19 protein-coding genes are annotated in these 17,355 nt (G+C 67.8%); all 19 read left to right on the top strand.

Annotation, left to right across the window (positions count from 1 at the left end):
• The first annotated feature begins 1 nt into the window (after window position 1).
• Window positions 2-1,678: a transcription termination factor Rho gene (gene rho, locus WEF05_08085; protein ID MEX1101840.1), complete on the top strand. Its 1,677-nt coding sequence runs from the start codon at window positions 2-4 to the stop codon at window positions 1,676-1,678.
• 35 nt (window positions 1,679-1,713) lie between these two features.
• Window positions 1,714-1,998, top strand: a complete 285-nt coding sequence (rpmE, locus tag WEF05_08080; protein ID MEX1101839.1) for a 50S ribosomal protein L31 — start codon at window positions 1,714-1,716, stop codon at window positions 1,996-1,998.
• Window positions 1,999-2,008: 10 nt separating this feature from the next.
• Window positions 2,009-3,067: a DUF1385 domain-containing protein gene (locus WEF05_08075; GenBank protein MEX1101838.1), complete on the top strand. Its 1,059-nt coding sequence runs from the start codon at window positions 2,009-2,011 to the stop codon at window positions 3,065-3,067.
• Window positions 3,068-3,195: 128 nt separating this feature from the next.
• Window positions 3,196-4,050, top strand: coding sequence for a DivIVA domain-containing protein (locus WEF05_08070; GenBank protein MEX1101837.1), 855 nt, complete (start codon window positions 3,196-3,198; stop codon window positions 4,048-4,050).
• Between the two features lie 53 nt (window positions 4,051-4,103).
• Window positions 4,104-5,201, top strand: a complete 1,098-nt coding sequence (gene prfA / locus WEF05_08065) for a peptide chain release factor 1 (protein MEX1101836.1) — start codon at window positions 4,104-4,106, stop codon at window positions 5,199-5,201.
• 38 nt (window positions 5,202-5,239) lie between these two features.
• Entirely contained in the window at window positions 5,240-6,055 is an 816-nt protein-coding gene (prmC, locus tag WEF05_08060) for a peptide chain release factor N(5)-glutamine methyltransferase (protein MEX1101835.1), read from the top strand.
• Complete coding sequence (locus WEF05_08055) at window positions 6,052-6,717, top strand: L-threonylcarbamoyladenylate synthase (protein ID MEX1101834.1); 666 nt, start codon at window positions 6,052-6,054, stop codon at window positions 6,715-6,717. The genes prmC and WEF05_08055 overlap by 4 nt, the downstream gene beginning before the upstream one ends.
• Window positions 6,718-6,787: 70 nt before the next feature.
• Complete coding sequence (locus WEF05_08050) at window positions 6,788-7,399, top strand: hypothetical protein (protein ID MEX1101833.1); 612 nt, start codon at window positions 6,788-6,790, stop codon at window positions 7,397-7,399.
• Window positions 7,396-7,842, top strand: a complete 447-nt coding sequence (gene rpiB / locus WEF05_08045; protein MEX1101832.1) for a ribose 5-phosphate isomerase B — start codon at window positions 7,396-7,398, stop codon at window positions 7,840-7,842. Before WEF05_08050 ends, rpiB begins: the two co-directional genes overlap by 4 nt.
• Window positions 7,839-9,104, top strand: a complete 1,266-nt coding sequence (gene glyA / locus WEF05_08040; protein MEX1101831.1) for a serine hydroxymethyltransferase — start codon at window positions 7,839-7,841, stop codon at window positions 9,102-9,104. The genes rpiB and glyA overlap by 4 nt, the downstream gene beginning before the upstream one ends.
• Before the next feature lie 102 nt (window positions 9,105-9,206).
• Window positions 9,207-10,436: an MraY family glycosyltransferase gene (locus WEF05_08035; protein MEX1101830.1), complete on the top strand. Its 1,230-nt coding sequence runs from the start codon at window positions 9,207-9,209 to the stop codon at window positions 10,434-10,436.
• Between the two features lie 173 nt (window positions 10,437-10,609).
• Window positions 10,610-11,737, top strand: coding sequence for an ABC transporter ATP-binding protein (locus WEF05_08030; protein ID MEX1101829.1), 1,128 nt, complete (start codon window positions 10,610-10,612; stop codon window positions 11,735-11,737).
• Window positions 11,734-13,059, top strand: coding sequence for a spermidine/putrescine ABC transporter substrate-binding protein (locus WEF05_08025; GenBank protein ID MEX1101828.1), 1,326 nt, complete (start codon window positions 11,734-11,736; stop codon window positions 13,057-13,059). The genes WEF05_08030 and WEF05_08025 overlap by 4 nt, the downstream gene beginning before the upstream one ends.
• Window positions 13,060-13,071: 12 nt before the next feature.
• Window positions 13,072-13,998 (top strand): ABC transporter permease, encoded by a 927-nt coding sequence (locus WEF05_08020; protein ID MEX1101827.1) that lies wholly within the window; start codon window positions 13,072-13,074, stop codon window positions 13,996-13,998.
• A complete protein-coding gene (locus WEF05_08015; GenBank protein MEX1101826.1) occupies window positions 13,995-14,846 on the top strand; it encodes an ABC transporter permease in 852 nt (283 codons plus the stop codon). The genes WEF05_08020 and WEF05_08015 overlap by 4 nt, the downstream gene beginning before the upstream one ends.
• A gap of 162 nt (window positions 14,847-15,008) precedes the next feature.
• Complete coding sequence (locus WEF05_08010) at window positions 15,009-15,224, top strand: hypothetical protein (GenBank protein MEX1101825.1); 216 nt, start codon at window positions 15,009-15,011, stop codon at window positions 15,222-15,224.
• Between the two features lie 9 nt (window positions 15,225-15,233).
• The gene (gene atpB / locus WEF05_08005) at window positions 15,234-16,502 is read left to right on the top strand and encodes a F0F1 ATP synthase subunit A (protein ID MEX1101824.1); all 1,269 of its coding nucleotides are present in this window, start codon (window positions 15,234-15,236) and stop codon (window positions 16,500-16,502) included.
• Window positions 16,503-16,534: 32 nt separating this feature from the next.
• Window positions 16,535-16,777, top strand: a complete 243-nt coding sequence (gene atpE / locus WEF05_08000; protein ID MEX1101823.1) for an ATP synthase F0 subunit C — start codon at window positions 16,535-16,537, stop codon at window positions 16,775-16,777.
• Between the two features lie 15 nt (window positions 16,778-16,792).
• A complete protein-coding gene (locus tag WEF05_07995; protein ID MEX1101822.1) occupies window positions 16,793-17,353 on the top strand; it encodes a F0F1 ATP synthase subunit B in 561 nt (186 codons plus the stop codon).
• Window positions 17,354-17,355: the final 2 nt, after the last annotated feature.

The following is a 17,355-nucleotide window of genomic DNA, read 5'->3' as shown; positions in this document are numbered from 1 at the left end:
GATGGACGCAACGACCGATCGCGCAGCACTGGAGGGCAAGGTCCTTCCGGAGCTCCAGAAGATCGCCGGCACCCTCGGCATCCAGGGGCATCAGCGGCTGCGCAAGGCGGGCCTGATCGACGCGATCATCGCCGAACGGGGCGGTGCGAGCGACGCTGCCGGCAACGGGCCCACCGCGGATTCGCGGCCGGCGACGACCCGCGCGGCGTCCACGAACGGCGAGGTCGAGACCGACAACGACACGTCGGACGCCGGCCGCCGGCCGCCCGAGGACATCGACGAAGGTCCGTCGGACACGAGCGAGAACCGAGACGGCGATCGCGGCGACGACCGGGGGCGGGGTGGACGCGACCGTGATCGTGATCGTGGCACCCGCAACGACCGCGGCGATCGCAACCGAGGCGGCAGCGACCGGAACCAGCAGGGCGGCCAGGGCGGCGGTCAAGGCGCGCAGGCCGGGCAGGGCGGTGGGAACGAGCGCCGACGCCGCTCACGTGAGGATCGCCGGCGCCAGCGCGAGCAGCGGCGAGCCCGTGAGCAAGAGGACCGCGAGGAAGAGCTCCAGAACGCACCGATCGCGACCGGTCTGCTCGACATCCTCCCCGAGGGGTACGGGTTCCTGCGGACCTCCGGGTACCTCCCGGGATCGGAGGACATCTACGTCTCGGTCTCGCAGGTCCGTCGATTCGCGCTCCGCAAGGGCGACACGGTCGTCGGCGCGGTGCGGCGCCCGAAGGACGGAGAGAAGTACTCGGCGCTGCTCCGGATCGAGAGCGTGAACGAGCTCGAGCCGGAGGCCGCGAAGCAGCGTGCCGCGTTCGAGAAGCTCACGCCGCTGTTCCCCGAGGAGCGATTCCGGCTCGAGACGGGCCCGACCGAGGTGACCGGTCGCATCATGGACATGGTCGCGCCGATCGGGAAGGGCCAGCGCGGCATGGTCGTCTCGCCCCCGAAGGCGGGGAAGACGACCGTGCTCAAGCAGATCGCGAACGGGATCATCGAGTCCGACCCCGAGACCCACGTGATCGTCCTCCTCGTGGACGAGCGCCCCGAGGAGGTCACCGACTGGCAGCGAACCGTCGAGGCCGCGGAGGTCGTCTACTCCACCTTCGACAAGCCGGCCGATCAGCACATCCAGGTGACGGAACTGGTCCTCGAGCGGGCCAAGCGCCTCGCCGAGATGGGCAAGGACGTCGCGATCCTGCTCGACTCGGTCACCCGGCTCGCGCGCGCTTACAACCTCGCGGCACCGGCGTCGGGAAAGATCCTGTCCGGTGGTGTGGACTCGACGGCCCTGTATCCGCCGAAGCGATTCTTCGGTGCGGCGCGCAACATCGAGCAGGGCGGCTCGCTGACGATCATCGCGAGCGCGCTGGTCGAGACGGGCTCGCGGATGGACGAGGTGATCTTCGAGGAGTTCAAGGGCACCGGCAACATGGAACTGCGGCTCGACCGCAGCTTGTCGGAGAAGCGGCTGTTCCCCGCGATCAACGTCGAGGCCTCCGGAACGCGCAAGGAGGACCTCCTGATGGCAACCGAAGAGCTCGCGCTCGTGTGGCGACTCCGTCGTGTCCTCCACGCGCTGGACCCCGCCGCGGCGATCGAGTTGCTCACCGACAAGATCCGTGCCACGAAGTCGAACGAACAGTTCCTCAAGGAGATCGCGAAGGCGCCCTGATCGGGGATGTTCTTCGGGGAAGGAAGCGAGACGAGATGAAGCAGGGCATCCATCCCGAGTACCACGTGACGGTCGTCCACTGTTCGTGCGGGAACACGTTCGAGACGCGGTCGACCGTCGAAGGCAAGGAACTGCGCGTCGAGTTGTGCTCGCAGTGCCATCCCTTCTACACCGGCAAGCAGAAGCTGGTTGATACCGGCGGGCGCGTCGAGCGCTTCCAGCGCCGCTACGCCAAGCAACAGGCGCAACAGTCATCTGCGTCTACCGCTCCCGCGGCGGTCGACACCGCCGATGGGGATCCCGGCGGCGAGCAGGGCTGACCCGCAGACGATGACCGACTCGCCCGACCGGCCGCTCGGTGGAACGACCGCGCCACCCCCGAAGGATCACTTCTACGGTGGGCAGGCCCTGATCGAGGGTGTCATGATGCGCGGCCGCGACATCTGGGCCATCGCCGTGCGCAAGCCCGAGGGCGATCTGTACATCGAGTCGCACGCGATCGAGTCCGTCGTCGCCAAGCGCCCGATCCTCGGCAAGCCGTTCTTCCGCGGCATCATCGTCCTCGTGCAGTCGCTGCGGATCGGATTCCGGGCGCTCATGATCAGCGCGCGCGTGTCCTCACCCGAAGAGGTCCAGCTGTCGTCGACCGCGATGGGTTTTTCGATGGTCATCGCGATCCTGTTGTTCCTCGGATTGTTCATCGCGTTCCCCGCGGCCCTGTTCGGCTGGGTCGGCGATCGCGTGGGGTCGGGGGTATGGACGAGTGTGGCCGAGGGCGTGTTCCGCGTGTTGCTGTTCCTCGGGTACCTCCTGATCATCGGGCAGACGAAGGACATCCGGCGCGTGTTCCAGTTCCACGGCGCTGAACACAAGACGATCGCGGCCTACGAGCACGATGAGCCGCTCGAACCCGAGCGCGTCGATCGCTACTCGACGCTCCATGTCCGTTGCGGCACGAACTTCCTGCTGATCGTGATGGTCCTGACGATCCTGGTCTTCGCCTTCTTCGGCAGCCCGCCGATCCCCTGGCGGATCCTGTCCCGGATCGTCGCGATCCCGTTGATCGCAGGGTTCGCCTACGAGATGCTCCGGCTCGGCGCGCGCTTCCCGAACTCCTGGGTGATGAAGGCCCTGATGACGCCGGGTCTATGGTTGCAGAAGATCACGACGAAGCCGCCGACGATCGACCAGATCGACGTCGCGATCGCTTCGTTCAACGAGGTCCTGCGCCGCGAAGGTGGCGGAGCCGAACCCGTCGACGGTCGCGTGCCGGTCCCAGGATCGATCTCGCCCGACCCGCCCCCGGGCCTGGCCCCACCCCCGTCGGAGCAATCCCCGGACCCGGATGGCGCCGCGAGCGGACCGGCGGGGTCGCCCGACCGCGGCTGAGGGCCGGGTGCGCCGCTCGAGCGCGCTTGGGAGGGGCTCCGGTGCAGGTCGTTGCATTCCCCGAGGGCGGAGCTAGAGTTGCAGCTCGAACCCCATCGGACCCGTTTCCCCAGGAGGGGTGAGACCGCATGACACCCACTGAACTCGATGTTCCGCTCTCGCCGAGCGCCGAGCAGATCCGCCGCCGGATGTTCGCTTCGGTCCGCCGGGGATTCGACCCCGAGCAGGTCCGTGACTACCTCGAACAGATCGCCGGGCAGGTCGAGAAGCTCGAGAAAGACCTGAAAGACGCGAGGATGCAGGCCGAGACCGCGTCCGCCGACGTGTCCTCGCCCGCGCAGGCGTCTGCCCAGCCCGCGACGGTGTCCCGTGACGCCGATCCGTACGAGGACCTCAGTGCCCGCATGGCGGGGCTGCTTCGATCGGCCGACGAGCAAGCGCAACGGATCCTTCGCGAGTCGAAGGAGGAGTCCGCCAAGGTCCTCGCGCAGGCCAGGGGCGAAGCGGATCGTGTTCGTACCGATGCGCAGGCTCGCGCCGAGCAGGCGCGCTCCGAAGGAGAGCAGGCGCTCAGCAGGGCCCGCGAAGAGGCGGATCGCGCCCTTTCGGGACTCGCCTCGCGTCGCGAGGTCATGATCGGTCAGCTGCAGGAGATGCAAGGCCGCCTGCTGGAGGTCGCCCGCGAGCTCGAGACCGCGATCGATCGCAACGAGCCCGTCGATCTGCCGCAGGTGCCGTCGGTCTCTCCCGGTTCGCCGTCGTCCAGCACGACGGTGAGCGGATCGACCGACGCCCCAGCCGACACCTCGCCGGCGCCGGGGTCGTCCGCGGCTCCGGGGTCCGGTGCGGATCCGATCGATCCGCGCTACGAGGATCTCTGGTCGTCCGGCAGTGGGGAGACCGTCGATCTCAACCTGACCGACCTCGGCGACCTCGACCTGAACCTCGGTGAGGATTCGCCGGGCGAGCAACGCCGCTCCTAGGACATCGTCGGCCGCGGGCGGGCGACGCCGGCGCGCGCGGGGATACTGGTTCCATGGCCTCCGACGCCGCGACCGACTTCGAAGATCGCCTGCTCGAGATCGAGCAGCGGTTCGAGGACGTCCAGCGGCAGATGTCCGCTCCCGACGTTGCCGCAGATCCCGATCGGCTCCGAAACCTCGGTCGCACCTTCTCCGAGCTCCGCGACGTCGTCGAGCCCTACCGCGCCTACCGGGCGGCGCTCGAGCAGGCCGGCGAGGCACGGGAGCTGGCCGAGGCGGACGCCGACCGGGAGATGGTCGCCTATCTCAAGGAGGAAGCCGAGCGGGCCGACGAGACCGCGCGTGCGCTCCGAGAGGAGCTCGAGCTCGCGCTGATCCCGAAGGATCCCGACGACGGGAGGGATCTGCTGCTCGAGATCCGCGCCGGCGCCGGAGGGCAGGAGGCCGCGTTGTGGGCCGGGGACCTGTTCGAGATGTATCGACGGTACGCGGAGCTTCACAAGTGGAAGACCGAAGTGCTGTCGAGCTCGCCTTCGGACGTCGGAGGGTTCAAGGAAGTGGTTCTCGAGGTTCGGGGAGCCGACGCCAATTCCCATCTGAAGTGGGAGTCGGGCGTCCACCGGGTTCAGCGCGTCCCTGCGACCGAGTCGGCCGGGCGGATCCACACATCGACCGCCACGGTCGCGGTGATGCCGGTCGCCGAGGAGGTCGATGTCGAGGTGCGTTCCGAAGACCTGAAGGTCGACGTCTATCGCGCCAGCGGTCCGGGTGGCCAGGGGGTCAACACGACCGACTCGGCGGTACGGATCACCCACCTGCCGACCGGGATCGTCGTTTCGTGTCAAGAGGAACGTTCCCAGCTGCAGAACCGGGAGAAGGCGATGCGCTACCTGCGGGCGCGCCTGTATCAGCAGGCGATCGAAGAGCGACAGAAGGAGGAGGCGGAGACGCGCCGATCCATGGTCGGCACGGGGGAGCGCGCGGAGAAGATCCGCACCTACAACTTCCCGGAGAGCCGGGTGACCGACCATCGCATCAAGGTCACGTCCCATCAGCTCCAGGACGTGCTCGGTGGGGATCTGGACGGGTTCGCCGACGCCCTGGTCGCCGCCGATCGAACACGCCGCCTCGCGGACGGCACCACCGGCTGATGCCCGAGGGGCGGCCGCCTCGAGCACGACCCAGCGAGGTGCGCCGCTGGGTCCGTGACGAGCTCGAGCGGTCCGGTGTCGATCAGGCCGATGCGACGGCAGACCTCCTCGTCTGTCACACGCTCGGATCCGACCGCGCGACGATCGCCACGCGCACCGCCCCGATGTCCCGCGAGGAGGAGGAGCGGCTCACCGATCTCCTCGAGCGGCGTACGGACGGGACACCGGTCCAGCTCCTGATCGGGAGCCAGCGTTTCCGGTCGCTCGACCTGGCGGTCCGGGCCGGTGTGTTCGTCCCACGACCCGAGACCGAGTCGCTCGTCGACCACGCGCTGAGCCTCGTGGAGGGCGTCGAGGCGCCCGTCGCCGTCGACGTCGGGACGGGAACCGGGGCGATCGCCCTCGCGATCGCGGTGGAGCGCCCGGATGCGCGGATAGTGGCTACCGACCTGGCCCCCGAGGCGGTGGATCTGGCGAGGGAGAACGCGCGAGTGCTCGGGCTCGAGCTCGAGGTGGTCGGGGGCGATCGGTTCGAACCCGTGGATCCGGCGCTGCAGGGCCGGGTCGACCTCGTCGTGAGCAATCCCCCCTACGTGGAGACGGCCTCGGTGACCGAGCTCCCGGTCGAGGTGCGCGCGGATCCGCCCCTCGCGCTGCTCGGGGGTCCGGATCAGATCGCGACGCTTGCCGACGAGGCAGCCGCGTGGCTGCGCCCCGGAGGAGGGATCGCGCTCGAGATCGGGGAGGAGCAGGCCGACACGGTGACGACCGCTCTGCAGCGACACTTCGCCGACGTGGTCGTCCGCGACGACCTCGCCGGGCGTCCCCGCTTCGTCCTCGGACGGCGCCGGTGAGCACGCCGTTGGATCCGTTCGACTCCGGTTCGGGGGAGGGGGAGCCGACGCCGTCCGACGGGCTCGACTGGGACGCGATCACCGCATCGGTGCGGGCCGCCCTCTCGGGAGAGCTCGTCGTGCTCGCGACCGACACCGTGTACGGGATCGCGGCCCGGCCCGATGACGGGAGCGCGACCGGCAAGATCTTCACCGCGAAGGCGCGAGACCGAGCCCGCACGCTGCCGGTGCTCGTGGCCTCCGAGGAGCAAGCCCGGAGGGTCGGCGTGTTCGACGCCGTGGCCGAGCGGCTCGTGGGCAGCGTGTGGCCCGGAACGGTCACCCTCGTGCTGCGGCGATCGCCCGCGGCCCTCGGATGGGATCTGGGGGGCGACGCCGAGACCGTGGGCCTGCGCATCCCCGATCATCCCGCCTGCCGGGCGGTTCTCCACCGGAGCGGGCCGCTCGCGGTGAGCAGTGCGAACCGTTCCGGGCGGCCCACGCCCCGGACGTGTTCGGAGGTTCACGACGTCTTCGGGGACGAGGTGGCCGCGTACCTGTGCGACCGGGGGCGCTCGGCGGTGTCGGCCTCGACCGTCGTCGATCTCGCCCACGGCAAGCCCACGGTGCTCCGCGCAGGCACGTTCGATCCCGAGCGCCTCGCCGCACTGCTCAACGGCTGATCCCGGCGCTGCCGGGTTCGGCCCGGGTCGGTCGGGTGTGGCGCCGCTGCTAGACTCCGGGTCCGTCCCCATGGCCTCGATCCTGGTCATCTGCACCGGCAACGTCTGTCGATCCCCGGTCGCCGAGGGTTTCCTCCGCGCGGCGCTGCGGGAGCGCTTCGGCGACGACGCCCCGCAGGTCTCCTCCGCCGGCACGACCGGCTGGGAGGACTCCGGGGCGATGGCCGAGTCGGTGGAGGCGGCGAAGGAGCTCGGAGTCGATATCTCTTCCCATCGAGGCCGGGTGCTCTTGCCCGAGCACGTCGGTGAGGTGGATCTCGTGATCGGCATGGCGCGTGAGCACGTCGAGGCGATCGCGCGATCGATGCCGGACGCGGAGGGAAAGACGTTCACCCTGAAGGAGCTCGTGCGCTTGCTCGAAGGACTCCGTCCCCTGCCCGGCCCGGTGGGGGCCGAGGCCCTCTCGCGACGGGTCGAAGACGCCGAGGGGCTCCGAGCGACGGGCTTCGCGGGCAACCCCCACGATGAGGACGTCGTCGACCCACTCGGGATGCCCCTCGAGAGCTACCGCGCGATCGCCTGGGAGCTCCGCGACTGGACCCAGCGCCTCGTCGACGCGATGTTCGGGGCCGTCGCGGAAACCGGACGCGGCGCCGGATCCCTGACGCAGGGGACATCGTGAAGATCGCGCTCGGCTCCGACCACGCGGGCTTCGCCTTGAAACAGCACCTGATGGCCTTCCTCGAAGCGGAGGATCACGAGGTGCTCGACCAGGGCACAAACTCGGAGGAGACGACCGACTACCCGATCTACTGCGTCCGCACGGCGCGGCAGGTCGCCGAGGGTGGGGCCGACCGGGGGATCGTGCTCGGGGGATCGGGGCAGGGTGAGCAGATCGTGGCCAACAAGGTGCCCGGGATCCGGGCGAGCCTCTGCAACGATTTGTATACGGCGCGGCTCTCGCGTCAACATAACGACGCGAACGTGCTCGGGATCGGCGCCCGGATCGTGGCGGCGACCCTTGCCGAGGAGATCGTCCAGGTGTGGTTGTCCACGTCCTTCGACGGAGGACGCCACGAGCGGCGGATCGAACAGATCGCCGCGATCGAGCGGGGGGAACTATGAAGGACTACGCGGCAAGTTGGGATGCCTTGAAGGAAACGGATCCGGAGGTCGCGGACGCGATCGCGGGTGAGCTTCAGCGGGAACGAAGCACGATCCGTTTGATCGCATCCGAGAACTTCGCGAGTCCCGCGGTGCTGGCAGCCGTCGGGTCGTCGATGAACAACAAGTATGCGGAGGGTTACCCCGGACGCCGCTACTACGGCGGGTGTCAGTACGTCGACATCACCGAGCAGCTGGCGATCGATCGCGCGAAAGCGCTGTTCGGCGCAGACCACGCGAACGTGCAACCGCACGCCGGGGCGCAGGCGAACATGGCCGTATTCGGCGCGTTCCTCGATCCGCGTTCCGACGACAAGGTACTCGGGCTCTCGCTCCCGCACGGTGGGCACCTGACGCACGGCTCGCCCGTGAACGTGTCCGGCATGTGGTTCAACTTCGTCGCCTACGAGGTCGATCGGGAGACCGAACAGCTCGACATGGACACGATCTCGGACCTGGCCGAGCAACACCGCCCGAAGGTGATCCTCGCCGGCTTCACCGCCTATCCACGGGATATCGACTTCGCGAAGTTCCGCGAGATCGCCGACTCCGTCGGGGCGATCCTCTGGGTGGATGCCTCCCACTTCATCGGCCTGACCGCGGGACAGGCGTATCCGAGCCCGGTTCCGTACGCCGATGTCGTCACGTTCACAACGCACAAGGCGCTGCGGGGTCCACGGGGCGCCATGATCCTGTGTAAGGCCGAGCACGCCAAGGCGATCGACAAGGGCGTGTTTCCGATGATGCAGGGCGGCCCGCTGGAGCACTGCATCGCGGGGAAGGCGGTCGCTCTCAAGGAGGCCGCCTCCCCGGACTTCAAGGACTACGCGGCTCGCACCGTCAGGACCTCCCGTGCCCTGGCAGCCGGGCTCGGCGAGGAGGGCATGCGGGTCGTCTCGGGAGGCACGGATTCGCACCTGTCGCTGATCGACCTGCGGCCGCTGGACGTCGGGGGCAAGGAGGCCGAGAAGGCGTGCGACGAGGTCGGGATCGCCCTGAACAAGAACGCGATCCCCTTCGACCCGATGCCTCCCGGCACACCGAGTGGTGTCCGTGTCGGAACGCCGGGGATCTCCACCCTCGGGATGGACGAGGCGGAGGCGCGCGAGATCGCGAACGTGATCGGCGAGACCGTTCGCAACCTCGACGACGAGGCGGTGAAGGACGCCCAGCGCAAGCGGGTCGCCGAGCTCACGGGCAGGTTCCCCGCCTACCCGAACTGATCCGGTCGGCGATCGCCGCGCGGCCGGCACCGGAGGTCGGAAGTTGTCCCCGGCCGCGTGCGCCCGCACACTGGAGGGCATGAGCACGCACGGGGTCCGCGCGTGACCGGTCGGCCCTTGACGCCGTACCTGGTGGTCTTCGCCGCGAGCGCGATCGTCTGCTTCGTCGGTACTCCCGTCGTCCGGCGCCTCGCGCAGCGGGTGGGAGCGATCGCGATGCCGGCCGACCGGATGGTGCACGAGCGCCCTACACCCTCGATGGGAGGTCTCGCGATGTTCGCTGGCCTGCTCGTCGGCCTGCTCGTCGCCCGGACGCTCCCCGCGTTCGACGGGTTGGCCGGCTCGACGATGCAATGGACCGCGGTCGTCGGAGCGGCGACCGTTTCGGCGGGCGTGGGCGCGATCGACGACGTGAAGGACATCTCCGCGCTGTCGAAGCTCACCGGGCAGGTGTTGGTTGCGGGCCTGCTCGCCCTGGGTGGGATGACCTTGCAGTACTTCCTGTTCCCGGGTCAGGGGCTCCTGGCGCTGTCGTTCGATCTGCAGGTGCTGCTGACGGTGCTCTGGGTCCTCCTGCTGGTCAACGCGGTGAACCTGATCGACGGTCTCGACGGCCTGGCCGCGGGGATGGTGGCGATCGCCGCCATCGCACTGTTCATCTTCATGTATCGATCGCCCGGCGCGGCGTTCGGGGGCGATGTGTCCGCTGCCGCGCTCGTGGCGGCGATCACCGCGGGCGTCTGCGTCGGGTTCCTCCCATGGAACTTCCATCCCGCGAAGATCTTCATGGGCGACTCGGGAGCGATGCTTCTGGGCACGCTCCTCGCCGTATCGACGATCTTCGGCATCGGTCGCGACGCCTATGCACCCGGCACCGGAGACCTCGCGATCATCGGTCTGCCCGTCTTCCTCTTCCTGCTCGTGATCGCGATCCCGTTGCTGGACGTGGCGCTGGCGATCGGCCGGCGGGTTCGCCGTCGCCGGAGCTTCGCGCATGCCGACAAGGAGCACATCCATCATCGGTTGATGGACATCGGGCACGGCTACCGGAAGACGGTGCTCCTGATGTACCTGTGGAGCGCCCTGCTGTCCGCGGTCGCCCTCACGGTCGCGTTCGTCGACGGCCGGGGCGTCGTCCTCGTCGTGGCGGCGTGCGCGCTGGCGGTGTTCTTGGCAACGCTGCTCCCGGGCCTGCTCGCCCGGCGGGCAGAGGTGCGAGCGGTGCCGGACCGAGGTGGCGCCGATCCCCCGGGGGACCGGCCGGAGGACCCCGGCGGACCCGATGACCACCAGGAGCCGGCGGGGGCATCGCCGAGCGATCGGGCGCGCTAGGCAGCCGGAGGCCGCTCCCCGATCCGGGGCCCCATCCGCGGGGCAACTCCGCGGCGTATCAACAGCGGGAGCAGGATGTGCCGTTCCGTGGTCGCGCGCAGGCACCCCGCGAGGGGTGATAATCGCGGCCGGCGTGGGGCATAATCCTGCCCACGGTCGGCAAGGGGGCACGTGTGGCAGAGATCGATGTACGCCTCGAACGAGTCACGAAAGCGTTCGGTGACACGCTCGCGGTGGACGACCTCTCACTGGACATCAGCGAGGGGGAGTTCTTCAGCCTGCTGGGTCCGTCGGGGTGCGGCAAGACGACCACGCTGCGGATGATCGGGGGATTCGAGGACCCCACCGCCGGCACCGTGTACCTCGGCGGGCGGGACGTCACCGACGACCCGCCCTACAAGCGTCACGTCAACACGGTCTTCCAGTCGTATGCGCTGTTCCCGCATCTGGATGTGTACGAGAACGTCGCGTTCGGTCTCCGCCGTCAGAAGGTCGACAAGGGAGAGATCGACAAGCGGGTCCCCGAGGTCATGAAGCTCGTCGACCTCGAGGGCTTCGACAAGCGTCGTCCCCCCCAGATGTCCGGCGGCCAGCAGCAGCGGGTCGCGCTCGCGCGTGCGCTGGTGAACCATCCGAAGGTGCTCCTGCTCGACGAGCCGCTCGGTGCCCTCGATCTGAAGTTGCGCAAGCAGATGCAGCTCGAGCTCAAGCGGATCCAGCAAGAGGTCGGCATCACCTTCATCTACGTGACGCACGATCAGGAGGAGGCGATGACGATGTCCAACCGTCTCGCCGTGATGCGCTTGGGGGAGATCGAGCAACTCGGTGAACCCGAGGTCGTGTACGAGAACCCCGGTACCGAGTTCGTCGCCGGGTTCCTCGGGGCGTCGAACATGCTCGAAGGGGAACTGAAGGAGAACCAGGGCGGCACCGCGACGGTGCTCGCCACGGGAGGCGCCCGCTTCACGGTGCCGAGCGAGCGGGTCCCCGACGATGCGGGCAGCCAGGTCAAGGTCGGGGTCCGACCCGAGAAGATCACGATCGCACCGGAGAACGGCGCGTCGATCGATGGGTCGCTCAACGGGATCACCGGTCTGCTGCGGATGTCGACCTACATCGGCGTCAGCAATCAGTACAAGGTCGATGTCGCGGGCGGCACCGAGATGACCGTCTACGTCCAGAACCTGGGGTCCGAAACCGTTCCCCGGCCCGGGGACCGCGTGCAGCTCACGTGGCGACCGGAGCACACGTTCGTGGTCAAGCCGTCGGCACCGCTGACGGCGGAGGAGGAGGACGAATGAGCCAGAGCAAGCGACCGCGCATCGACCCCGCACTGATGCGGGGACTCACCCTGCCGCGGACGGGTTCGCGCGCGCTGTCCCGGCGCGACCTGTTCAAGTACGCAGGAGCCGGCGCCGGCGCCGTCAGCATGGCCGCCGTCCTCGCCGCGTGTGGTGGAGACGAGAGCGACCCCGCCGGCAACGGCGGCGACACGAGTGTCGATCCCGCGACGATCTACGCGGGGCAGCCGAACGGCGAGCTCGTGTTCGCGAACTGGCCGCTGTACCTGGACTTCGCCAAGGACCAGGAGACGGGCGAGCGGTACAGCCCGTCGTTGCGGATGTTCGAGGAGGAGACGGGGATCGCCGTGACCTACGCGGTGGATATCAACGACAACGCGTCGTTTTTCGGCGAGATCCAGCCGATCCTGGCCAACGGCGACACCCCCGCGTACGACATCATCGTGATCACGAACGGCCGGGAGTTCACGGCGCTCACGCAGAACGAGTGGGTGTGGCCGCTCGATCCGAGCAAGCGCCCGAACTTCGACGCGAACGCCGCGAAATGGGCGAAGGACCCGACGTTCGACCCCGACAACAAGTACTCGATGGCGTGGCAGTCGGGGCTCACCGGCATCGGGTACATCCCCGACAAGGTGAAGGGGGGCGCGATCACCAAGATGGACGATCTCGCCGACCCCGCCAAGGTCGGTCAGGGAACGGTCGGCATGCTGAAAGCCGACATGCCCGACTTCGTGATGATCAACCTGGGGATCGACCCGATCAGCTCGACGCCGGCCGAGTGGCAAGAGGCCGCCAACTGGCTGACGATGCAGCGCGACTCGGGAACGGTGCGTCAGTACTACGATCAGGGCTACGCGGACGATCTCAAGGCGGGCAACCTCGCCGCGTCGATGGCCTGGTCGGGCGACGTGCTCTACTACAACATCTGGGAAGGCAACCCGATGGAGTTCGTCTTCCCCGAGGGCGGGGCGCTGCTCTGGATCGACAACATGCTGATCCCGACGAACGCGTCGAATCCTCTCGACGCGATGACGATGATGGATTTCTACTACCAGCCGGAGGTCGCCCAGATGGTGACCGAATGGGTGCTGTACATGTCCCCGGTTCCCGCGACACAGGATCTGATCCTCGAGCACGCGGAAGAGGTCGCCGCCGACGGCGACGAGGCCTACGCGGGGCAACTCGAGGAGAGCGGGACGAGCAACTACCTGTATCCGAGCGACGAGTTCCTCGAACGGACCTCGTTCGCCCGCGACCTGACCACGGACGAAGAGCTGGAAGAGTGGGATTCGATCTTCCTGCCCATCTCCGAGGGCTAGGTCGGGGTCCGGATGGCGACATCCACGGCGCCCGACGAGGCGCTCGCCCGAACCAGGGGCGGGCGCCTCGCCCGTCGTCAACGCGCCGTCGCGTACGGGCTGCTCGGGCCAGGTGGGTTCTGGCTCATCGTGTTCTTCCTGCTTCCGGTCGCCCTCATGGTGTACACGTCCCTCGAGACGGGCGGGACCCTGTCGGGTGGATACAGCTACACCTTCCCCGGTGACTGGGGCAACTATCCGGAGGTCCTGAGCCAGTACAGCACCCAGTTCATCCGATCCCTGACCTATGCCGGGCTCGCAACGGCGATCGCGTTGCTCGTGGCCTATCCGATGACGTACTGGATCGCGTTCCACGGTGGGCGGCGCAAAGGCGCGATCCTGCTGCTGATCCTCTTGCCCTTCTTCGTCTCGTTCGTGATCCGGACCGTGCAGTGGAAGTTCATACTCGGTGACACCGGGCTGATCTTCGGGCCGCTGAAGGACCTCGGATGGATCCCCGAGGACTTCCGGGTATTGGCAACACCGCTGGCCGTCGTTGCCGGGATCACCTACAACTTTCTGCCGTTCACCGCTTTGCCCCTGTACGTCTCTCTCGAACAGATCGACAAGCGGCTCGTCGAGGCCGCGAAGGATCTCTACGCGTCGAAGTGGACGGCGTTCCGGAAGGTCGTGCTTCCCCTGTCGATCCCCGGCATCTTCGCGGCCGTCCTGCTCACCTTCGTTCCGGCGACCGGCGACTACATCAACTCGACCGTGCTCGGTGGCCCGGGAACGACGATGATCGGGAACATCATCCAGGATCAGTTCCTCGTCCAGCGTGACTATCCGGAGGCGGCCGCTCTGTCCGCGATCCTGATGCTGGGGATGCTGATCCTCGCCAGCATCTACGCGAGGATCCTCGGGACCGACGACGCCTCGCTCGCGGGTGCGGTCGGATGAGCGCGGTCGCCGAGGCTCCGACCGTCGTGGTGCGTGAGTCGCCGCCGGCGCGCGCTCCCCGGAAGCGCTGGACGCGGTTCGTCCTGCCGACCTACACGACCCTGGTGATCGTCTATCTCACGTTGCCGGTGCTCGTGATGGTCGTCTACGGGTTCAACAACATCGCGGGTGAGCGGCAGACGGCGGACTTCCAAGGGTTCACGCTCGATTGGTACAAGAACGTCTTCTCCGATCCCACCCTGGAGAGCGCGTTCCTGAACTCGTTGAAGCTCGCGCCGATCTCCGCCCTGATCGCCACTGCCCTCGGGACGCTGTTCGGACTGGCGCTGGGTCGGTATGCCTTCCGTGGTCGTGCGTTGACGATGTTCGTGATCTTCCTCGCGATCGCGGTGCCCGAGATCGTTCTTGGCGCGTCCCTGCTGTCGATGTTCGTCCAGTCCGGGGCGCCACTCGGATTCGGGAGCACACTCGTGTCGCATGTGGGGTTCAGCATCGCATTCGTCGCGGTCACGGTTCGTGCGCGGGTCGAAGGCTTGGATCGCGCGCTCGAGAGCGCGGCGCAGGATCTGTATGCGACGCCGGTGACGGCGTTCTTCAAGGTGACCCTGCCTCTGATCGCACCGGGGATCATCGCCGGGTTCCTGCTCGCCTTCGTCCTGTCCTTGGACGACTTCGTGATCACCAACTTCGTCTCGGGCACCTATACGACGTTCCCGCTCTGGGTGTTCGGAGCCCAGAAGATCGGGTTGCCGCCGACCGTCAACGTGATGGGGACGCTGCTGTTCGCCGCGGGCCTCCTGCTCGCGCTGCTCCAGGTGATCGCCTCGCGCAGGCGGCCCGTCTCCTGACCGACCCGACCACGACGGGCACCTCCGGAGGGGAACCGTCCTTCGCTCCGTCCTATTCGTGAATCGTTTCACAAGCTCGGTCCGAAATGGGCTCTGACCTGCAGAGATAACCCTCCTCGATCTTTGACGGGATGTTCGAGCCATCGCTATACTTCCCGCCCGATGCCCGCACAGACGCAACGAGGCGATGCTTGGCGGGGCGCCGATCAGGCGTGGGGGATCCTCGGGACCTTGATCGCCGGGCTCGCTGCCTGGGGCGGGATCGGGCTCCTGCTCGACCTCTGGCTCGACCTCCGCTGGTTGTTCCTGCCGATCGGGATGGTGCTCGGGATGGGCACCGCGATCTACATCGTGTACATGCGGTACGGACGTGAGTAAGGCGACCGAGTGACCGATCGACCGGAACGGGAGATGGTGCGCCGGGCCATGGTGCCCGGGGCGATCGCCGTCCCCCTCGCCGCGGGACTCGCCTGGTTGATCGCCGCGCCGGGCGATCGCGTCGGGGCCGGAGCATCGGCCGCGATCGGGATCCTCGTGGTCCTCGCGAACTTCGCCGCCCACGGCTGGTCGCTTGCGTGGGCATCGACGATCTCGATCACCACCGTACAGGTCGTCGCTCTCGCAGGTTTCGTCGTCCGGCTCGCGATCGTGGTGGGCGTGCTGTTCGTCCTCACGCTCTTCTCGTGGTTCTCACCGCTCGCCTTCGGTCTCGCGGCCGTTCCCGCGACCCTGCTGCTCCTGGCCTTCGAGGCCCGATTGATGCTCCGGGGTGTCGGCGCCCAGTTGCAGATCCCCGCCGACCCTGCGGCGGATCGGGCGGCCGCTTCGATGGCTTGCCCGGGAGGCCGGTTGATGCTGACGTCGCTCTTCGGCCTGGTCGCCACCGACGTCCGCCCCCCCGAGGGGTTCCGCCCGCCGGGAACCGAGATCTTCGAGACGCCGTGCCTGATCGGCGAGGGCACGTACTGCGCGAACCGGGTGATGCTCTACATGGTCCTGTCGGCGATCATCGTCGTCGGGCTGTTCTTCGTCGCCTTCCGTCGCCCCAAGCTCGTCCCGTCCGGCTTGCAGAACGGGATGGAGTCGGTCGTCGAGTTCATCCGCAATGGGATCGTGCTCGAGGTGATGGGCCCCAGCGGGTTGAAGTACCTGCCGTTCCTGACGTCCCTGTTCTTCTTCATCTTCGTCAACAACATCTTCGGGATCCTGCCGTTCATCCAGTTCCCCGTGAACTCCCGGATGGCGATCCCGGCCTTCCTCGCCGTGCTGGTGTGGTTCGTGTACAACATCGCGGGCATCCGGGCGCAGGGGTTCGGTGGCTACCTGAAGAGCTCCTTGTTCCCGCCCGGGGTTCCGACGCTGATCTACATCCTCGTGACGCCGATCGAGCTCGTGTCGACGTTCCTCGTCCGGCCTCTGACGCTGGCAGTCCGGCTCGCGGCGAACATGATCGCCGGTCACCTGATCCTGACGATCTTCTTCGTCGGGACCTGGTACCTGCAGTGGAAGCTCATCACGATCCCGTTCGCGGCGCTCTCGTTCGCGCTCGGGACCGCGCTCGTGGCATTCGAGATCCTCGTGGCCGTGCTGCAGGCCTACATCTTCACGATCCTCACCGCCGTCTACATCGCGGGGTCGGAGCACCCCGAGCACTGATCCGAGGGCTACCGGAGAAAAAGGAGAAACGGATGCAACTGTTGGGACTGATCGCCGCCGTGGAAGGCGATGTGGGCGTGATCGGCAAGGGTTTGGTCTACGGACTGGCCGCGATCGGCCCGGGCATCGGCATCGGCTTCCTCGTCGGGAAGGCCGTCGAGGCCATGGCACGCCAGCCGGAGGCCGCCGGCATGGTCCGCACGACGATGTTCCTGGGGATCGCGTTCGTCGAAGCGCTCGCGCTGTTCGGCTTCGTCCTCTCGTTCATCATCTAGCTGGAGGGGCTGCCCATGCTGTCCCTGATCCTGATCGCCACCGAGGCGGGCGCCGAGGAGCACAACCCGATCCTGCCTGAGATCCCAGAGCTGATCTGGGGAAGCATCGCGTTCGTGATCGTGTTCACGGTGCTGTGGAAGTTCGCCTTCCCGCAGATCAACACGATGCTGGCCGCCCGCGCGGAGAAGATCCAAGGCCAGATGGAAGAGGCCGAGTCGACGAAGACCGAAGCCGAGACGATGCTGGCCGAGTACCGCGAGCAGCTCGCCAACGCCCGTGAGGAAGCCAACCGCATCATCGAGGAGGCCCGAGCCACGGCCGAACAGATGCGCAAGGACCTCAACACCAAGGCCGAGGGAGAGGCGCAGGGGATCGTGGACCGGGCGAACGAGGAGATCCGCGCCGAGCGCGACCGGGTGTTCGCCGAGCTCAAGGCGCAGGTAGGCGACATCGCCGTCGAGCTGGCGGGCCGTGTCGTCGGCGAGACCCTCGACAGGAGCACGCACGAGCGCTTGATCGACGACTACATCGAGCAGGTCGCCCGCAGTGGGAACGGCAACGGGAGCGGGAACTGACC

Source organism: Actinomycetota bacterium, from assembly GCA_040881665.1.
Taxonomy (GTDB): domain Bacteria; phylum Actinomycetota; class UBA4738; order UBA4738; family HRBIN12; genus JBBDWR01.
Note: the sequence above shows the minus strand (reverse complement) of the source record. Positions and strands in the feature narration are given on the sequence as shown.